Source organism: Mycobacterium malmoense, assembly GCF_019645855.1.
GTDB classification, from domain to species: Bacteria; Actinomycetota; Actinomycetes; order Mycobacteriales; family Mycobacteriaceae; genus Mycobacterium; species Mycobacterium malmoense.
Genome location: NZ_CP080999.1, coordinates 3427970 through 3446285, shown reverse-complemented (window position 1 = coordinate 3446285; position 18316 = coordinate 3427970). Strand labels below are relative to the sequence as shown.

The 18316-nt window shown below is 67.0% G+C and carries 18 protein-coding genes; 12 read left to right on the top strand and 6 right to left on the bottom strand.

Annotation, left to right across the window (positions count from 1 at the left end):
• Nucleotides 1–118: 118 nt before the first annotated feature.
• The gene (locus K3U93_RS15930) at nt 119–607 is read right to left on the bottom strand and encodes a MarR family winged helix-turn-helix transcriptional regulator (protein WP_230981326.1); all 489 of its coding nucleotides are present in this window, start codon (nt 605–607) and stop codon (nt 119–121) included.
• 87 nt (nt 608–694) lie between these two features.
• Between K3U93_RS15930 and K3U93_RS15925 the strand changes: the two genes are divergently transcribed.
• Complete coding sequence (locus K3U93_RS15925; protein ID WP_176219947.1) at nt 695–1423, top strand: hypothetical protein; 729 nt, start codon at nt 695–697, stop codon at nt 1421–1423.
• 3 nt (nt 1424–1426) lie between these two features.
• Here K3U93_RS15925 and K3U93_RS15920 read toward each other — a convergent pair whose 3' ends face one another.
• Nucleotides 1427–2269: a ribonuclease Z gene (locus tag K3U93_RS15920; RefSeq protein ID WP_083010377.1), complete on the bottom strand. Its 843-nt coding sequence runs from the start codon at nt 2267–2269 to the stop codon at nt 1427–1429.
• 433 nt (nt 2270–2702) lie between these two features.
• Between K3U93_RS15920 and K3U93_RS15915 the strand changes: the two genes are divergently transcribed.
• From K3U93_RS15915 to K3U93_RS15905, 3 genes are all read left to right on the top strand, one after another.
• Nucleotides 2703–3422, top strand: a complete 720-nt coding sequence (locus K3U93_RS15915) for a hypothetical protein (RefSeq protein WP_071509350.1) — start codon at nt 2703–2705, stop codon at nt 3420–3422.
• 32 nt (nt 3423–3454) lie between these two features.
• A complete protein-coding gene (locus tag K3U93_RS15910) occupies nt 3455–4177 on the top strand; it encodes a hypothetical protein (protein WP_230981310.1) in 723 nt (240 codons plus the stop codon).
• 263 nt (nt 4178–4440) lie between these two features.
• Nucleotides 4441–4869: a CBS domain-containing protein gene (locus tag K3U93_RS15905; RefSeq protein ID WP_071509351.1), complete on the top strand. Its 429-nt coding sequence runs from the start codon at nt 4441–4443 to the stop codon at nt 4867–4869.
• A 75-nt stretch (nt 4870–4944) separates the two neighbouring features.
• On the opposite strand, the gene K3U93_RS15900 is transcribed toward K3U93_RS15905, so the two are convergent.
• On the bottom strand, nt 4945–5547 hold the full coding sequence (locus K3U93_RS15900) for a type II toxin-antitoxin system PemK/MazF family toxin (RefSeq protein WP_083010378.1): 603 nt from the start codon (nt 5545–5547) through the stop codon (nt 4945–4947).
• On the opposite strand from K3U93_RS15900, the gene lepA reads away from it, so the two are divergent.
• The 3 genes from lepA to K3U93_RS15885 all read left to right on the top strand — a co-directional run bounded on the left by lepA (nt 5524) and on the right by K3U93_RS15885 (nt 9126).
• The gene (gene lepA, locus K3U93_RS15895) at nt 5524–7518 is read left to right on the top strand and encodes a translation elongation factor 4 (RefSeq protein ID WP_420915419.1); all 1995 of its coding nucleotides are present in this window, start codon (nt 5524–5526) and stop codon (nt 7516–7518) included. The two genes, K3U93_RS15900 and lepA, sit on opposite strands and share 24 nt — an antisense overlap.
• Before the next feature lie 2 nt (nt 7519–7520).
• Nucleotides 7521–8276 (top strand): sensor domain-containing protein, encoded by a 756-nt coding sequence (locus K3U93_RS15890; RefSeq protein WP_083010379.1) that lies wholly within the window; start codon nt 7521–7523, stop codon nt 8274–8276.
• A 91-nt stretch (nt 8277–8367) separates the two neighbouring features.
• Nucleotides 8368–9126, top strand: a complete 759-nt coding sequence (locus K3U93_RS15885) for a sensor domain-containing protein (protein WP_217808422.1) — start codon at nt 8368–8370, stop codon at nt 9124–9126.
• A gap of 9 nt (nt 9127–9135) precedes the next feature.
• On the opposite strand, the gene K3U93_RS15880 is transcribed toward K3U93_RS15885, so the two are convergent.
• Together K3U93_RS15880 and K3U93_RS15875 are read right to left on the bottom strand one after the other, a co-directional pair.
• Nucleotides 9136–11163, bottom strand: a complete 2028-nt coding sequence (locus tag K3U93_RS15880; RefSeq protein ID WP_071509354.1) for a glycoside hydrolase family 15 protein — start codon at nt 11161–11163, stop codon at nt 9136–9138.
• 58 nt (nt 11164–11221) lie between these two features.
• Nucleotides 11222–12457 carry an FAD-dependent oxidoreductase gene (locus tag K3U93_RS15875; protein ID WP_083010380.1) on the bottom strand — a complete coding sequence of 412 codons (1236 nt, stop codon included), beginning with the start codon at nt 12455–12457 and terminating at the stop codon, nt 11222–11224.
• A gap of 54 nt (nt 12458–12511) precedes the next feature.
• Between K3U93_RS15875 and K3U93_RS15870 the strand changes: the two genes are divergently transcribed.
• The 5 genes from K3U93_RS15870 to K3U93_RS15850 all read left to right on the top strand — a co-directional run bounded on the left by K3U93_RS15870 (nt 12512) and on the right by K3U93_RS15850 (nt 16885).
• Nucleotides 12512–12706 carry a hypothetical protein gene (locus K3U93_RS15870; protein ID WP_083010381.1) on the top strand — a complete coding sequence of 65 codons (195 nt, stop codon included), beginning with the start codon at nt 12512–12514 and terminating at the stop codon, nt 12704–12706.
• Between the two features lie 335 nt (nt 12707–13041).
• Nucleotides 13042–14088, top strand: coding sequence for a sulfate ABC transporter substrate-binding protein (locus K3U93_RS15865; protein ID WP_083010382.1), 1047 nt, complete (start codon nt 13042–13044; stop codon nt 14086–14088).
• Nucleotides 14085–14969 carry a sulfate ABC transporter permease subunit CysT gene (gene cysT / locus K3U93_RS15860; RefSeq protein ID WP_083010383.1) on the top strand — a complete coding sequence of 295 codons (885 nt, stop codon included), beginning with the start codon at nt 14085–14087 and terminating at the stop codon, nt 14967–14969. Before K3U93_RS15865 ends, cysT begins: the two co-directional genes overlap by 4 nt.
• Nucleotides 14966–15778, top strand: coding sequence for a sulfate ABC transporter permease subunit CysW (gene cysW, locus K3U93_RS15855; protein WP_071509359.1), 813 nt, complete (start codon nt 14966–14968; stop codon nt 15776–15778). The genes cysT and cysW overlap by 4 nt, the downstream gene beginning before the upstream one ends.
• A gap of 21 nt (nt 15779–15799) precedes the next feature.
• Complete coding sequence (locus tag K3U93_RS15850) at nt 15800–16885, top strand: sulfate/molybdate ABC transporter ATP-binding protein (protein ID WP_083010384.1); 1086 nt, start codon at nt 15800–15802, stop codon at nt 16883–16885.
• A gap of 2 nt (nt 16886–16887) precedes the next feature.
• Here the strand turns inward: K3U93_RS15850 and K3U93_RS15845 are convergent, their stop codons facing one another.
• Nucleotides 16888–18261 carry an HNH endonuclease signature motif containing protein gene (locus K3U93_RS15845; protein WP_071509361.1) on the bottom strand — a complete coding sequence of 458 codons (1374 nt, stop codon included), beginning with the start codon at nt 18259–18261 and terminating at the stop codon, nt 16888–16890.
• Between the last annotated feature and the right edge of the window lie 55 nt (nt 18262–18316).

Here is an 18316-nt window from a genome sequence, read left to right as displayed (position 1 = left end):
GTCGGGGTCGTTACCAGAGGCCGCTGGCACCGAGTCTGCGCTGGTGGTATCGAGTCTGCGTTCAGGGCTGGCTTTTTCGGCTTGCCGTCACCCCCACCGCAGTCTCGGCGCCATGCCATCACTTAGCCGGCTGGACAATCGTGCGGTAACCAGGGTGGACGTGCGGCGTCAGGCCCTGCTGCCGCGCCATCGCGGCGAGAAGGGTACGCAGGGCGCTGCGTTGCTCCGGGTCAAGCCCGGCAGTGAGCCGGAGTTCGTGCTGGCGCGCGAGTTCGGAAAGCTTGCGCATCAACCTTTTCCCGGCCGCGGTGAGGTAAAGGGCATGCAGCCGGCGGTCGTTCGGGTTGCGGCGACGCTCGACATAGCCACGCTCCTCGAGTTCGTCGACGTAGACGACGATGCGGCTGGGCAACACGCCCAATTGAGCGCTGAGCGCTTGCTGGCTGCGGCCGGGCTCGTCGGCGATCGCGCGCAGGATTCCCGCGTGTGCCGGGCCCAGCTCGATGGTGGCAGTCGCTTCGGCGAACATCGTCGCGGCATGGTGGCCGAGCTGAGCCAACAGGAAGGCCACACCATCGGGACGGTCGCCGGCTGGAGCTGATGACACCGACACATCATAGTCTCTGCGAATAATTCTTCCGATGAATCCTGGTGGGTCTTGCCAGGGCACAGGCCTGGGCATACCGTTCATAACATGAATGATTCGTCTCGAGATGGAACTGGGTCGGTCTCGACTCGCCGCCAGCAAGGTGGACCGCCGCTGGTACTGCTTTCCGCGATCTGCGTTGGGCTGCTCTTCGGCGGCATCGCCATCGGGGTCGCACTGGGCGGCGTGATGCCGTTGCCCTACGGGCCGGTGACCGCGGTCGCGGCGTACGTCCGCGCCCAGCCGGTCGCCGTACAGGTCATCGCCACCGCGGCGTTCGCGGCGTCGGTGCCGTTGGCGATCTACGCGGCGACGGCCAGCACCCGGTTGCGGCAGCTCGGCGTCACCGCGCCGGGAGCCACGATCGCGCTGACGGGCGGCACCCTGGCGGCCGGCGCGCTGGGTCTGACCGGATTGTTGGCCTGGACGCTGTCGCGACCGGAGGTCAGCGCGGACACCGCCTTGGTGCGGGCGGTCTACTTCCTGGTGTTCCTGGTCGGCGGCCCGGGGCACATCGTGGCCCTGGGTCTGCTGGTCGCCGGCATGGCGGTGCCCAGCCTCATCCTGGGGCTGACGCCCAGACCGGTGGCCTGGACCGGCCTAACGATCGCCGCCCTTGCCGAGCTGACGACGGCGGTGCTGGTCTGGCCGCAACTGGGCGTGATCCTGCCGATCGCGCGCCTCTCGGCGCTGCTCTGGCTGGTCGTGGTCGGCGCGTTACTGCCGTTGCGCCGCACCGACATTCGCCACCCGGCCGGCGCCGCCGTCCGCGAATGACCGTTACGCTCGCGCCTTGACCTCGACCCGGTGCAGGTCGTCGCCGAGCTCGATCGTCCCGCCGAACTCGCCGGCCGCCAGCGCGCGCCACTGCTCCTCCTGGCCGGGGACCAGCGCCGGCACGTAGTGCGTCATCACCAGGGTGCCCACACCGGCGCGGGCCGCCGTCGCCGCCGCTTCCTCAACGGACGAGTGGTAGTCGCAGATGTCTTGCAGCCGCTGCTGCGGGATGTTGATGACGATGTCCTTGCGGATCACGGTGTGCACCAACGCGTCGGCACCCGCCGCCAGCTCGTCCAGGCCCGCGCAGGGCACCGTGTCTCCCGCCAGCACCACCGATGTCGCATCCGATTCGATGCGGAACCCGATCGTCGGCGCCACCGGCCGGTGATCGGTAGGGGCGACCCGGATCGATACGCCGTCGCGGTCCCAGACCGGGCCCTCGGTGTATTCGTGCACCTCGACCGCCGGCGGTGCATTCAGGTCGGCGTGATGGGCGATCCGGTAATCGATGTCATGGCGGAACGCCGTCAGCGTCGCCTCCACCGTTTCGGCGGTGCCGGGCGGTCCAATGATCGGCAGCGGCGCGGGATCGGGCGCGAAGGTGCTGATCCAACGCGTGATGAGCAGGTCACCGAGGTCACCGATGTGGTCGCTGTGCAGGTGGGTCAGCAGCAGCGCCGACAACCCGGCGGCGCCCACGCCGACCGCCGCCGCGCGCTGCAGCACCCCGCGCCCGCAATCCACCAGGAACGCCTGCCCGCCGGTGCGCACCAGAGTCGACGGGCCCGCGCGGTTCGGGTCGGGGATGGGGCTTCCGGTCCCCAGCAGCGTGATCTCGATCATGGCCCTATCCTTGCAAGCCGTATGAGCGCCGCGTGGCCCAATCAACTGAATTAGCTGGCAGACAAGAGGATTCGGCCCCCACGCCGCGGCCACGAATAAGCCGCCAGGTTGCGGACCAGAATCCCTCGGCCATAGCGGGCTAGCGAGGGTCGACTTGCAGTAGCCGCGAAGAACCTAGTGCGTGGGACTTTCGAGGGTGCGGTTTACTAGATTGACCTGTCCGGGTTCTTGTGGGTGTGCGAGAAGATGGTTCCGCGATCGGAATTTAGCTCGTTCACCCCATCCTCGCCGCCTCCACCGCCGGGCGGGACGCCCTCGGCCAGTGTGGGGACGACCACCTAATCTGGCGGCATCAAATCGTCGAAGGTAGCCGCGACTGATGCTTTTAACAGGCAGTATTGCGTAAAAAGGTCTTGTACGAGACCATATATGCATGAGCGAGATGACGACGGTCGCAGGGGCGGAGGTCCTGGGGGTCTCAGCCCGGCAGATCGCGCGGCTCGCCCGCGCCGGAGAACTCACCGTGACGCGCACGGTCGCCGGCGCACTGCTGCTCGACGGCGCTTCGGTGCATCGGCTGGCTAAGCAAAGCCGCGACAAGGGCCGGCCGTGGACTGCGGCCACAGCGTGGGCTGCGCTCACATTGCTCTCCGGTGAACGTGTCCATTGGCTGGACAGCTCAGCGATGTCACGGCTGCGTCATCGGCTGCGTGCCAGTAGTGCTTCCGAGTTGTGCTGGATGACGCGTCGCCGCGCGACAATTCATCGAATGCAAGGCTGGGGCAAGGGCACGGGACTGCTGCATTCAGGGGTCAGCGCGTTGCGCGACCCGGCGATGTCCGAGCTGTTCGATCTCGTAGCGGTCGACAGGGGAGCCGACGGCTATGTCGGCGCTCGCGACTTCGCGCACCTCGTCAGAACGCTGGGGTTCTTCGACGATGTCGACGGCGATGTGACCGTGCGAGTGGTACCTGACGATGCTGGATACGCCGTCGACCATGTGCTCACAGCGGCAGTTGCAGTCGATTTGGCCGAGTCCCTGGACACCCGTGAATCGGCTGCGGGGACGCGCGTCCTGGAGGACTTGCTCGACGCCTTCCGTTCCACGAATGCACTTGCGCGTCGGCGCACCTCCGGACGACCGTCCAGATGACGTCCCCAGGCGGCGGTCGACCAGTCTGGCGTGTGAACGCCCCTGCAGGCGGGTGGCCGCCGCCGTGGCCGCAGCTCGTTGAGATCGTGCAGGCCATCCCGCACACCCAGTGGACGCTGGTCGGTGGGCTGATGGTGCAGCTCCACGCCGCGTACGCGGGATTGCAGCTCACCCGCCCCACCCGCGACGTGGACATGGTCCTGCACATCGAGACGGGCGCGGCTACCTTCGGCGGTGTCCGGCACGACTTGGAACGACTCGGCTATGCGCTGCGCGAACCGGTCGGTGACGGGCCGGTACACCGATTTGTGCGCGGCCCTCGCGGCGCCGAGATGGTCGACGTCATGGTTGCCGACCATCTCTCGCCGAAGTGGCAGCCGAAGGTGCTACGTCGGAAGGTATTTGCGGTCCCCGGCGGCACCTCAGCTCTGCGCAAGACGGTGAACTGTGAGGTGAATACCGGCGAGGACGTCGTAGTGCTGAGCATTCCCGACGTCCTCGGGGCACTGGTACTCAAAGGCGCGGCGTACATGGGGGACTCCCGCGACCGCGGACGCCATCTTGACGACGCAGCGGTGCTGGCGTGCGCGGCGACCGATCCGGTCGGTGACCGTGCTCGGATGATCGGCAGCGACAGCAAACGTATCTCGGCGTTGTGGGATGCACTGCAAGATCCCGACCACCCGTCATGGATAGCCGCCGGGACAAGCTTCCGACGAGGCCACGCCGCACTGCGGGTGCTGGTTGGCTGCTGACTATCGACTGAGCCAGCCCTGCGGGAATCAGCTCCGGTCGGAAAAGTGAGCAGCGTTGACGACGGTTGACCAACCAGGCCAGTCGCGACGGTTGACCAACCAGGCCAGTCGCGACGGTTGAAAAGCAGGTCACCCAATCAGATTGGATGGGTGATCTCTTTGGAAGATTGGGTCTCGATCCGGCGTCTTCGTTCGTGGCTTTCCTGCCGCGCGAGTTAGCCGTAGCCTGGTGTGAAGCAGCTCACAACCGGCTGGAGGCCTTGATGCGGATTGCGGACGTCTTGCGGAACAAGGGTGCGGCGGTGGTGACGATCAACCCGGATGCGACGGTCCGGGAGCTGCTTGCCGGCCTCGCCGAGCAGAACATCGGCGCCATGGTGGTCATCGGCACCGAGGGCGTCGTCGGGATCGTGTCCGAGCGCGACGTCGTGCGCCAGCTGCACACGCATGGCGCCAGCCTGCTGTCCCGCCCGGTTTCCAAGATCATGACCTCGACGGTCGCCACGTGCACGAAGTCCGACACGGTGGATGCCGTCAGCGCGCTGATGACCAACAACCGGGTGCGTCACGTCCCGGTGTTGGACGGGAAGAAGCTGATCGGCATCGTCAGCATCGGCGACGTGGTAAAGACCCGAATGGAAGAGCTCGAGGCCGAGCAGCAGCAGCTGCACTCCTACATCACGCAGGGGTAGCTCCGCTTCGCCGAACGTGTGCTCAGCGCGAAAATCCGGCCGATTTTTCGCAGTGGTTACACGCTCGGTGAAGCATTAGCTCCAGGAGTAGTCGGCGCGCAGCCGAGCGGCGACCGCGTCGAAGATCTCGCGATCCAGGATCGCGCCCTCGCGGCGGATGCCCTCCTCGGGCACGTCGAGCACCCGGTCGAGCCGGACCCAGCTTTCGCGGCCTTCGTAATCCCAGGCGCCAGAACCGATGGCGACCCAGTCCGGGTCGGTGGCGTGGCGCTCCTGGCTGGACACCATCAATCCCAGCAACACGCTGCGGTCGCGACCCACGACGAGGACCGGTCGGTCCTTCCCGCGGGTGGGATCGTCCTCGTAGACCACCCACGTCCAGACGACCTCCCCGGGATCGGCCCGGCCATCGAGGTTCGGGGCGTACACCAGCTTGCGGGCTCGCTGCGAGGTGGGGAAGCTGGTGCTCGTCACCGGCCGGCCCGCCGTGATCGAAATGGGTGGCTGCGGCGCGGCCGCGGCGATGACGTTCGCGGTGATCTTCACGGCTTGCTGGAGTTCTCGCAGCACGGTCTGCGAGTTCTGCACGTGCCGGACGAGTCGCGGAGCCCCGGTGAAAACCAGATTCTCCGCAAAACGCTGAAACGTCTTCCACTGCGATTTTCGCGTAGACGCCATATTTCGCAGCATAGACGCGAGCGGCCGGGTGCGATTGTGTCCCAGTGTGTCCCGGCAACGCCGCATGGATACGCTGGACACACCAGCGAGCAGCCTCCAGCATGTGCAGACCAGGAGATTCCCATCAGCAGTTTCGCCGACAAGACCTTCACCGCGCCGGCGCAGATTCGGAACTTCTGCATCATCGCTCACATCGACCATGGCAAGTCGACGCTCGCGGACCGGATGCTCCAGCTCACCGGCGTCGTCGACGAGCGATCGATGCGCGCCCAATACCTGGACCGGATGGACATCGAGCGGGAGCGCGGGATCACCATCAAGGCCCAGAACGTCCGGCTGCCCTGGCAAGTCGATGGAACCCAGTACGTCCTGCACCTGATCGACACCCCTGGTCACGTCGACTTCACCTACGAGGTCTCCCGCGCGCTGGAGGCCTGTGAGGGCGCGGTGCTGCTGGTCGACGCGGCCCAGGGCATCGAGGCCCAGACCCTGGCCAACCTCTACCTGGCGCTGGACCGTGACCTGACCATCATCCCGGTGCTCAACAAGATCGATCTGCCGGCCGCCGATCCGGACCGCTACGCGGCCGAGATCGCCCACATCATGGGCTGCGAGCCGACCGACGTGCTGCGGGTGTCCGGCAAGACCGGCGAGGGCGTCGCGCACCTTCTCGACGAGGTGGTCCGTCAGGTGCCGCCGCCGCAGGGCGACGCCGACGCGCCCACCCGCGCGATGATCTTCGACTCCGTCTACGACATCTACCGCGGCGTGGTGACCTACGTCCGCGTGGTGGACGGCAAGATCATCCCGCGCGAGCGCATCCTGATGATGTCCACCGGCGCCACCCACGAACTGCTCGAGGTCGGCATCGTCTCGCCCGAACCGAAGCCCAGCGAGGGCCTGGGCGTGGGGGAGGTGGGCTACCTGATCACCGGGGTGAAGGACGTCCGCCAATCGAAGGTCGGCGACACGGTGACGACCGCGCGGCACGGCGCCACCGAGGCGCTGACCGGCTACCGCGAGCCCAAGCCGATGGTCTACTCGGGTCTGTATCCCGTCGACGGCTCCGACTATCCGAACCTGCGCGACGCCCTGGACAAGCTGCAACTCAACGACGCCGCCCTGACCTACGAGCCGGAAACCTCGGTGGCGCTGGGCTTCGGGTTCCGGTGCGGCTTCCTGGGCCTGCTGCACATGGAGATCACCCGGGAGCGCCTGGAGCGCGAATTCGACCTAGACCTGATCTCGACGTCGCCGAACGTCGTCTACCGGGTGGTCTTAGAAGGAGGGGCGGACGACTCCATGATGGTGACGAATCCGTCGGACTGGCCCGAGGGCAAGATCCGCACGGTCTACGAGCCGGTCGTCAAGACGACCATCATCGCGCCCAGCGAGTTCATCGGCACGATCATGGAACTGTGCCAGTCGCGCCGCGGCGAGCTGGGCGGCATGGACTACCTGTCACCCGAGCGGGTGGAGCTGCGCTACACCATGCCGCTCGGCGAGATCATCTTCGACTTCTTCGACTCGCTGAAGTCGCGCACCCGCGGCTACGCCAGCCTCGACTACGAGGAGGCCGGCGAACAGGAAGCCCAGCTGGTCAAGGTCGACATCCTGCTGCAGGGCGAGGCCGTCGACGCGTTTAGCGCGATCGTCCACAAAGATTCGGCGTTCGCCTACGGCAACAAGATGACCACCAAGCTCAAGGAGCTGATCCCGCGCCAGCAGTTCGAGGTGCCGGTCCAGGCTGCCATCGGGTCGAAAATCATTGCGCGCGAGAACATCCGCGCGATCCGCAAGGACGTGCTGAGCAAGTGCTATGGCGGTGACATCACCCGGAAACGCAAGCTTCTGGAGAAGCAGAAGGAAGGCAAGAAGCGGATGAAGACCATCGGGAGGGTCGAGGTCCCGCAGGAAGCGTTCGTCGCCGCGTTGTCCACCGACGCCGCCGGAGACAAGGGCAAGAAGTAGCCGTGAGGTTGGCGCGAGCGATTGCCGTGCTGAGCGTCGGCCTGCTCGCCTCGGGCTGCGCCGTGGTCGTCGGCGGCAAAGCGCAACCGGCGCCGAACGCGACGGCACGACCGCTCACCGGGCAAGCCGTCAAGCAGGTGCTGCTCGACGACGCCGCGCTGTCGAAGATTCTCCAGCAGCCGTTCAAGATCGATCGTCACTTTCTGCCGCAGTTCGGGGGCCCGGACCGGTTGCAAAATGACGGACCGGCTTCGCCCGTCGACTGCCTCGGGGTCGCGGTGATGATGCAGCAAAGCGTCTACCAATCCGGCGATGTCAGACACGTCGCGGTTGAGAGCTGGTTGCACGCCGCCAGGTCCGTGAAGGTGATCAGCGTCAGGGAGGGCGTGGTCAGCTTGCCCACGGCGGCCGACGCCGACGCGCTGTTCACGAAATTCTCCCAGCAGTGGCGAAATTGCGACGGCACGACGCTGCCGTTGCCGGGCAGCACGCTGCGGCTCACGGCCAAGATCACCAACGTGCGTGACGTCAATTCTGTTCTGGCGGCGACTCTTTCGATGGAGTTGACGCTGCCCAGCTCGGATTCGGCGGCCATCCCCGAAGGGCGGGCCATCGGTGTCCGCGGGAATTGCCTGGTCGAGGTCGAGGTCGACTTCTTCAACACCTCAAACCCGTCGCACCAAGGGTCGGGCGACATCAACACCAGCGCCGCGGACATCGCGCACGCCATGATGGACAAGGTCAGCGCCCTGAGCTGACGCGCCGCCGCCGGTGGTTTCGGTGTGGCTTGCGGCGGTGCAGCACCGGTATGCGTAAACTGCTGGTAAAGCAGGAGATAAGGCAAGAAGTTTGAAAACCATCGGGGCTTTTGTGCCCTTGTTGGCGGCCGTGACGCTGGCCGCGGGCTGCGCCGTCGCCGTCGGTGGAACGGCGCGGCCGACAGCGGACTCGACGCCGCGACCGCTCACCGGTCAAACGATCAAGCGGGTGCTGCTCGGCGAAGGCGTATTGTCGCGAATCCTCAAGCAGTCCTTCGAGGTTGATCATCGTTTTCCGCCGCGGTTCGGGGGCCCGGACCAGTTGCAGAACGACGGACCGGCTTTGCCCGTCGACTGCCTCGGCGTCGCGGAAATGCTGCAGCAAAGCGTCTACCAATCCGCCAATGTCAGCCAGGTCGCGGTCGAGACGTGGCGGCACGTTGCCAGGTCCGTCGAGGTGACCGGCGTGCGGGAGGGCGTGGTCAGCCTGCCGACGGCCGCCGACGCCAAGGCGTTGTTTGCGGAATTCTCTCGGCAGTGGCAAAAATGCGATGGCACGACGTTGCCGTTGCCGGGCAGCGTGTTCAGGCTCGAGGCCAAGGCCACCAACATCCAAGCTGCCGCTTCTGTTCTCGGGGCGACCGTTTCGATGCGGTTTACGGTGTCCGGCTCGGATTCGCCATCGATTCCGGCGGGCCGCGCGATTGGCGTGCGGGACAATTGCCTCGTCGAGGTCGAGGTCGACTTTTTCAACACCTCAAATCCGTCGCCCCAAAGATCGGGTGACATCAACAGCAGCGCCATCGACATCGCGCACGCCATGATGGACGAGGTCAGCGCCCTGAGCTGACGCGGGGTATCACATCGGCGCGTTGGCCGGCTGGAAGGTCCCGGAGCCGTCGGCCTCCTCTTCGGCGCGGATGACGTGGACCACGGCGTTGATCAGTGCCAGGTGGGTGAACGCCTGCGGGAAGTTGCCCAGGTGCCGACCGGTCCGCGGCTCGATCTCCTCCGCGTACAGGTGCAACGGGCTGGCGTAGGACAGCAGCCGCTCGCACAGCCGCTTGGCGCGGGCCACCTCGCCTATCTCGACCAGCGCGGACACCAGCCAGAACGAGCAGATCGTGAACGTGCCCTCCTCGCCGGCCAGGCCGTCGTCGGTCTCCTCGACCCGGTACCGCAGCACCAGGCCTTCCTCGGTGAGCTCGTTGGCGATCGCGAGCACGGTGTTGCGCACGCGCGGATCGTCCGGCGGCAGGAACCGGGTGAGCACCACCAGCAGCAGCGAGGCATCCAGCGCGTCGCTGCCATAGCGCTGGGTGAACACGCCGCGGGAGTCCACCCCGTGCTCGAGAATGTCGGCCTTGATCTCCTCGGCGATGGCGCGCCACTGCTGGGCGTAGCTCTTCTCGCCCTGCCGCTCGGCCAGCTTGGAGCCACGGTCCAGCGCGACCCAGCACATCACCTTCGAGGAGGTGAAGTGCTGCGGCTCCCCCCGCACCTCCCAGATTCCGCGGTCGGGCTCACGCCAGTGCTTGATCGCCTCCTCGACCTGTTTCTTCAACACCGGCCACAGGGTCTCCGGGATCTGCTCGCGCGACTTGGCATGCAGGTAGAACGAGTCCAGGATCGAGCCCCAGATGTCGTGCTGGACCTGGTCGTAGGCGCCGTTGCCGATCCGCACCGGGCGGGCGTGGTCGTAGCCGGACAGATGGTGCAGCTCCTCCTCGACCAGGCTGCGCTCGCCGCCGACGCCGTACATCACCTGCAGCGGGTGACGCTCGTTGCTGTTGGCGCCGGAGACGTCGGCGATGAACGCGAAGAAGTCGTCGGCTTCGCGGTCCAGCCCCAGGGTGTAGAGCCCCCACAAGGCGAACGTCGAGTCGCGAACCCAGGCGTAGCGGTAATCCCAGTTGCGTTCGCCCTGCGGCGTTTCCGGCAGCGACGTGGTGGCCGCCGCCAGCAGCGCGCCGGTGGGCGAATACGTCAACCCCTTCAGCGTGAGCGCGCTGCGCTGTAGGTACGCCCGCCACGGATGGTCGGGGAAGTTGCCGATGTTGATCCACTGCCGCCAACACTCGGTGGTCTGCCACATCTTGTCGGCGGCCTCTTGGTAGGTCTGCGGCGCCGGGTGTTTGGTCCAGCTCAGGGCGACGAACACGTCGTCGCCCTCTCTCATCCGGGTGCGTGCCCGCGCTTCCCGGCCCTCGAGCCCGATGCGCAGGTTGGTGGTCAGCCGCAGCGTCGGGTGGGCATCGGGTTGTTTGCTGGCGCGAGCGATGGCCTCGCCGTACGCGTTGGCCGAGTATTCCCAGGTGGCCCCGATGCGGTGGTAGTCGAACGCCGGCTCGCAGCTCATCATCAGCTCGACGGTGCCGCTGACGCAGCGCACCGTGCGCAGCAGGATGTGCTCGGCGTCCCAGTCCATCGGGGTGCGGCGGTGCGTCCGCGACCGGCGCTCGATGTCGTGCCACGGCCCCATCACCAGCGCGTCGCGCACGATCAGCCACCCGGTGTGGGTCTGCCAGGTGGTCTCCATGATCAGGCTGCCGGGAAGGTAGCGGCGCGCCGACGGGACGGAGACGCCGTAGGGGCCCAGCCGGAAATGGCCGGCGCTGCGGTCCAGGATCGCGCCGAAAACGCTGGCGGAGTCCGGCCGGGGCACGCAGAGCCATTCCACCGATCCGGCCGGGGAGATCAGGCACGTCGTCTCCCAGTCCGACAGAAATGCGTAGTCGGCGATCGGCGGAAAGGGGTTCCGCAGCGACCCGCTCGGCGCGAGCGGCCCGGGCGCGCCGAAATCGATGGGCGCCGCCAGGGCCGTCTCCGGGGCCGTTTCGAACGCTTCCTCGGGTGCACCGTCGGTGGGCTGGGCGTGCAGGACCATCCCGTCATCATCGACTGTCCACCTGCCCGGCGTCCAATGTTCGCAGCGGGTGTCGGGTTTATCCGGCGCGCCTGGCGTATGTGGGCGCGTGTTCCGGTAGCGGGCCGATCGCCACCAGATAGCCGACGAGTCGCCGCAATGCCGGGGTTCGGCCCACCACGCGCACGCCGCGCGGCGCCGGTCGGTCACCGCCGGCCACCGCGGCCGCAATGACGTTGGCGTGGATCATTCGTTGCGCCGCCTGCAGAATCGCCGTCGGGAGCCAGCGGCGCGCCTGGACCCGGGCCAGCTGTCGGGTGGACACTCGTCCCGCGCGCAACGGACGGGCCAGTATGCGGGCGGCGGCCACCGCGTCGGCCACCGCGAGGTTGATGCCCACACCACCGACCGGCGACATGGCGTGCGCCGCGTCCCCGATGAGCAGCACGCCGGCGCCGTACCAGCGGGGGAGCCGATTAAGCTGCACGTCAAGCAGTTTCACGTCGTCGAACGACGTCAGCTTGTCGATGCGGTCGGCGATCCAGGGCACCATGCTGACCAGCGCCCGGCGCAACGCCTCGATGCCTTGGGCCCGCAGCTCGGTGTCGGTTCCCTTCGGAATGATGTAGGCGATCTGGTAGTAATCGCCGCGGTCGATCATGATCGTCGCGTGCCCGGCGCGCAGCACGCCGGCCAGCCCGCTCGGATCGTCGGGCCGGCGGGGCAACCGGAACCACCACACGTCCATCGGTGCGCCGAAGCTGTGCGGTGTCAGGCCCAGCGCCGAGCGCACCGTCGACGAGCGGCCGTCGCAGGCCACCGTCAACTCGGCGCGCATCTCTTTGGTTTCGCCCGTCTGGTCACGGTACGTAACGCCTATGACACGGTCGGCGCGGTCACCGTCGCGAATCACTCCGGTCACCTCGGTGCTGCGCAACAACCGGAAGCTGGGCTCCGCCTCGGCGGCGGCGGCCACCATCTCGAGGAAGTCCCACTGCGGCACCAGGGCGATGTGCTGATGCTCGCCCGGAAGGCGGGTCAGATCGAGGTTCATCGGTTCGTTCTGTATCTCCATGTGGACGGTGTCGATGAGGCGATGCGGAAGCTCGGCGAACCGCGGCCCCAAGCCGAGCTCGTCAAGCAGCCGCAAGGTGCTCGCGTGCACGGTGTCGCCGCGGAAGTCACGCAGGAAGTCGGGGTGCTTTTCCATCACCGTGACTTTCACGCCGGCGCGGGCCAACAGCAGGCCGAGCATGATGCCCGCCGGTCCGCCGCCGGCGATGAGGCAGGTCGTTTTGTCGGATCCGGGTGGCATGCGCCGATCTTGACACATTGGTTTTACGGTGTCGGGACGAATAGGGTGAGCCGGATGGACGCGTTCCTGAATTGGTGGGACGGCAACGAGCTGTGGCTTTCCGGGCTCGCTTTCGTGCTGCAGGCCATGATTGTGATGCCCGTCGTTTTGGCGGTGGCCTACGTCACGGCGGCGCTGCTGGACGGCCTGCTGGGCAAGGGCATCCAGTTGATGCGCCGCGCCCGCCACGCCGATGGGGCGCCCGGGTAACGCGATGCCCCGGTCGCACGTGACGTTGATCCTCGTCACGCTCGTGGTGCTGGTGATCGTCACCTGGCTGTTGACCCACTGAGGCACCCAGCGTCGCCGACCCGCCGGTGGATGGCTCCGGTGGCGGCCCAGCGAATTCCTGTTAGGCTTCGCGACATGCACGAGGCATCCGGTGTTTTGGAATGCGCCGTTTTCGTGCACTGTTGTCGCTGACTCCCGAACCCGTGCGCGGTCTGGTATGGAGTCGTGAATCTCCTGCATTTCGAGGCGCCTTTCCGCGGTAACGGGACACCAGCCCCATAAGTCCCGCCCTACATCGCACTGAAAGGCCACCAATGCTTGACGACATCGGCGGCGTGCCGCGCCGGCGGCCCGTCCGGCACGTCGGGGCGCTCGCCCTGGTTGTCGGTGTCGTTGCCGCGTGTCACGGTGGTGCCAGCGACGTCGTCGGCGGCGGCGGGCTGGCCAACGCGCACACGAGTATCACGCTGGTCGCCTATTCGGTCCCAGAACCGGGCTGGAGCAAGGTGATTCCCGCGTTCAATGCCTCGGACGAGGGCAAGGGCGTGCAGGTGATTACCTCCTATGGCGCCTCCGGCGACCAGTCGCGCGGCGTCGTCGACGGTAAGCCGGCCGATGTCGTGAACTTCTCCGTCGAGCCGGACATCACCCGATTGGTCAAGGCCGGCAAGGTTTCCAAGGACTGGAACACCGACGCCACCAAGGGAATCCCGTTCGGGTCGGTGGTTACGCTGGTGGTGCGCAAGGGCAATCCGAAAAACATCAGGGATTGGGACGACCTGTTGCGGCCCGGCGTTGAGGTCATCACGCCCAGCCCACTGAGTTCGGGGTCGGCCAAGTGGAATCTGCTTGCCCCGTACGCCGTCAAGAGCGATGGCGGCGCCAATGGTCAGGCCGGCGTTGACTTCATCAACAAGTTGGTGCGGGAACACGTGAAATTGCGTCCCGGGTCGGGGCGGGAGGCCACCGACGTCTTCGTTCAGGGCAGCGGTGACGTGTTGATCAGCTACGAGAACGAGGCCATCGCGATCGAGCGGGCCGGTAAACCGGTCGACCACGTCAACCCACCACGGACCTTCAAGATCGAGAATCCCGTGGCGGTGGTCACCACCAGCCCGCACCTCGACGCCGCCGTCGCCTTCAAAAACTTCCAGTACACCGCCGCGGCGCAGAAGGTGTGGGCGCAGGCCGGATTTCGGCCGGTGGATCCGGCGGTTGCGGCCGACTTTCGGGACCGATATCCGGTGCCGGCGAAACTGTGGACGATTGCCGACCTCGGCGGTTGGGGGACGGTGGATCCGCGGCTGTTCGACAAGAACTCCGGGAGCATCACCAAGATCTACACGCAGGCCACCGGATGACGACCACCGTGACACCCGACCCCGAGGCGATCCGGCCCGAGATCGACGGTGGCGCCACTGAGGCGCCACCGGGCGTGCGAGTTGTGCACGGGTCGGGAGCCACCTCGCTTCGCATCGGTGTGGCGACACTGTGGCTTTCGGTGATCGTGCTGTTGCCGCTGGCGGCCATCGCGTGGCAGGCCGCGAGCGGTGGCTGGCACGACTTTTGGCTCGCGGTCACGTCGAATGCCGCGCTGGAGTCGTTCCGGGTGACGTTGACGATTTCCGCCGGGGTGACGGCGGTCAACCTGATCTTCGGCCTGTTGATCGCGTGGGTGCTCGTGCGCGACGACTTCGTCGGCAAACGGCTCATCGACGCGATCATCGATCTGCCGTTCGCGTTGCCGACCATCGTCGCCAGCCTGGTGATGCTGGCCCTGTATGGGAATAACAGCCCGGTGGGTCTTCATCTGCAGCACACCGCATGGGGCGTGGCGGTGGCGCTGGCTTTCGTCACGCTGCCTTTCGTGGTGCGCGCCGTTCAGCCCGTGCTGCTGGAGATCGACCGGGAAACCGAGGAGGCGGCGGCGTCGCTGGGCGCCGGCGGCGCAAAGATCTTCACCTCGGTCGTGCTGCCGTCGCTGACACCGGCCCTGTTATCCGGTGCGGGGCTGGCGTTTTCGCGAGCGATCGGCGAGTTCGGGTCGGTGGTGCTGATCGGCGGCGCGGTGCCGGGCAAGACGGAAGTGTCGTCGCAGTGGATACGGACGTTGATCGAGAACGACGACCGCACCGGCGCGGCCGCGATATCCGTTGTGCTGCTGGCGATCTCGTTTGTCGTGCTGCTCATCTTGCGGGTCGTGGGTGGGCGTGCGGCCAAGCGTGAGGAGTTGGCCGGATGACATCCTCGCCGCGTGTTCGCTATCTGATCCGGTTCGTCGCGCTCGCATACATCTTCGTCCTGCTCGTCGTTCCGGTGACGCTGATCCTGTGGCGCACGTTCCGGCCGGGGTTCGGTCAGTTCGTCGACTGGGTGAGCACGCCGGCGGCGATATCGGCGCTGAATTTGACGCTGTTGGTGGTCGCCATCGTGGTGCCACTCAACGTGATCTTCGGCATCCCGACCGCATTGGTGCTGGCGCGCAACCGCTTTCGCGGCAAGGGTCTGCTGCAGGCGATCATCGATCTGCCGTTCGCGGTGTCGCCCGTGATCGTGGGCGTGGCGTTGATCCTGTTGTGGGGATCGGCCGGCGCGTTCGGGTTTGTCGAAAAGGATCTCGGGTTCAAGATCATTTTCGGGCTGCCCGGCATCGTGCTGGCCAGCATCTTCGTCACCCTGCCGTTCGTGGTGCGCGAAGTCGAGCCGGTGCTGCACGAGCTGGGAACCGACCAGGAGGAGGCGGCGGCGACGCTGGGTTCGAGTTGGTGGCAGACGTTTTGGCGGATCACGCTGCCCTCGATCCGGTGGGGCCTGACGTACGGCATCGTGCTCACCATCGCGCGCACCCTCGGCGAATACGGTGCCGTCATCATCGTGTCGTCCAACCTGCCGGGCAAGTCGCAAACGCTGACCTTGCTCGTCTCGGACCGGTACAACCGCGGGGCCGAGTACGGCGCCTACGCGCTATCGACGTTGCTGATGGGCGTTGCCGTCTTGGTCCTGATCTTCCAGGTCGTCCTCGATGCCCGCCGGGCACGGGCGACCAAGTAGGCCCGACAAGGAGACTCGTAGATGACCGACAACGGAACCGAGCGCGGCGACCACGCGATCGTCGTGCGCGACGCGTACAAGCACTACGGCGACTTCGTCGCCCTGGACCACGTGGACTTCGTCGTGCCCACCGGTTCGCTGACGGCGCTGCTGGGCCCCAGCGGTTCGGGCAAGTCGACCCTGTTGCGGGCCATCGCCGGCCTCGACCAGCCCGACAGCGGAACCGTCACGATCAACGGCCATGACGTCACCCGGGTCCCGCCGCAGCGTCGCGGCATCGGATTCGTGTTTCAGCACTACGCGGCGTTCAAGCACCTGACCGTTCGCGACAACGTGGCGTACGGGTTGAAGATCCGCAAGCGGCCCAGGGCCGAGGTCAAGGACAAGGTCGACAACCTGCTGGAAGTGGTGGGGCTGAGCGGGTTTCAGACCCGCTACCCCAACCAGCTCTCCGGCGGTCAACGGCAGCGGATGGCGCTGGCCCGGGCGCTGGCCGTCGACCCGCAGGTGCTGCTGCTCGACGAGCCGTTCGGGGCGCTGGACGCCAAGGTCCGCGAGGACCTGCGGGCGTGGTTGCGGCGCCTGCATGACGAGGTGCACGTCACCACGGTGCTGGTCACCCACGACCAGGCCGAGGCGTTGGACGTGGCCGACCGGATCGCCGTGCTCAACAAGGGCCGCATCGAGCAGGTCGGGTCCCCGACCGAGGTCTACGACTCGCCGTCGAACGCGTTCGTGATGTCGTTCCTGGGTGCGGTGTCCGAGCTGAACGGAGCCCTGGTCCGCCCGCACGACATCCGGGTGGGCCGCAATCCCGAGATGGCGATCGCCGGTGGTGACGGCACCGCCGAGTCCATCGGGGTCGTGCGTGCCACCGTCGACCGGGTGGTGGCGCTGGGTTTCGAGGTGCGCGTGGAATTGACCAGCGCGGCCACCGGCGGCGCCTTCACCGCCCAGATCACCCGCGGCGATGCCGAGGCGCTGGCCTTAGGCGACGGCGACACCGTGTATGTGCGCGCCACCCGGGTACCGCCGATCGTCGGTGGCGTGGCGGGGCCCGGTAGTGACGGTGCCGCCGAAGATCGGACCACGCTGACGTCGGCGTGACTTTACGGGTCGTCGTCGTCCTCGTCTTCCCCATCGCGGAGGAGCTTTTCCGGGTGCCAGTAGGTATTCGTCCTCGGTTGCCCGTAGTCCAGGTGCGCCGGTGGGATCCATTCGGTGTCGCCGTGGGCGTTCTTGCGGGTGCTCCAGCCGCCCGGTTCGACCAGGGGGTGATCGGAGCCGCAGGTCAGGGTCAGCGTGTTGATGTCGGTGGTGTGGGTGGTGGCCCACTCCTCGACATGATGGACTTCACACCAGTATCCGGGCGCATCACAGCCCGGCCGGGTGCAGCCACGATCCTTGGCATACAAGACAATCCGCTGGGCGGGGGAGGCCAGCCGCTTGGTGTGGTACAGCGCCAGGGCTTTACCTTTGTCGAAGATGGCCAGATAGTGCCGGGCGTGGCGGGCCAGGCGGATCACATCACTCATGGGCAGCAGGGTGCCCCCACCGGTCAGGCCGCGTCCGGCGGCGGCTTCGAGCTCGGCCAGGGTGGTGGTGACGATGATGGAGGCCGGTAATCCGTTGTGCTGACCCAGCTTTCCCGACGCGAGCACCGCGCGCAGCGCGGCGTTGAGTCCGTCGTGATTGCGCTGGGCCGGTGTGCGGGTGTCGCCCTGAACCGCGTCCTCGCCGGGCGCGCCGTCCACACATGCGGTGTCGTCGGCCGGGTTGCACATCCCAGGAGAGGCCAACTTGGCCAAGACGGCCTCAAACGTGGCGCGGGCTTCGGGGGTGAGCCAGCCGCGCAGCGCCGACATGCCGTCGAGGCCCTGCTTGCCCAGGGTGAGTCCGCGGCGGCGGGCGCGGTCGTTGTCGGTGTAGGTGCCGTCGGGGTTGAGGTAGCCGGTGAGCCGGTCGGCCAGTTTGGCGAGCTGATCGGGGCGATGCTGGGTGGCCAGCCGGGCCAGGTGCGCTTCGGCTTTTTCTCGGGTCCCGAGGTCGACGCCGCTGGGCAGCTCGTCGAAGAACCGCCGGATCACCCGCACGTGGCCGGTGCTGACGGCGCCGTCGCGTTGGGCGGCGGCGGTCGCGGTCAACACAGGTGCCAGGGGCTCGCCGGTGATCGCGCGCCGCGGTCCCAGGTCGGCGGCCTCGGCGATGCGCCGGTGGGCGTCGCCGCGGGTGAGGCGCAGCCGGTCGGCCAGCGCGTGGGCCAGTGTGCCGCCCAGTTCCTCGCGGTTGGCCTGCTCGGCGAGCTGGTTGATCAACGCGTGGCCGGGCACCGGTAGCCGGCGGGCGATCTTTTCCAGGCGCGCCAGGATCCGCAGCCGCTCCGGCGTGATCAACGCGTCAAACGACAGCGCGCAGGCACGGTCCACGTCGGCATCCAGCGCGTCGAGGACCGCACCGATCTCCTCACAGCTACTCGAATGCATGTTCGAAATACTACGACGAGCCGCCGACAAGACCCTCGCCTCAGAAACCATTGAG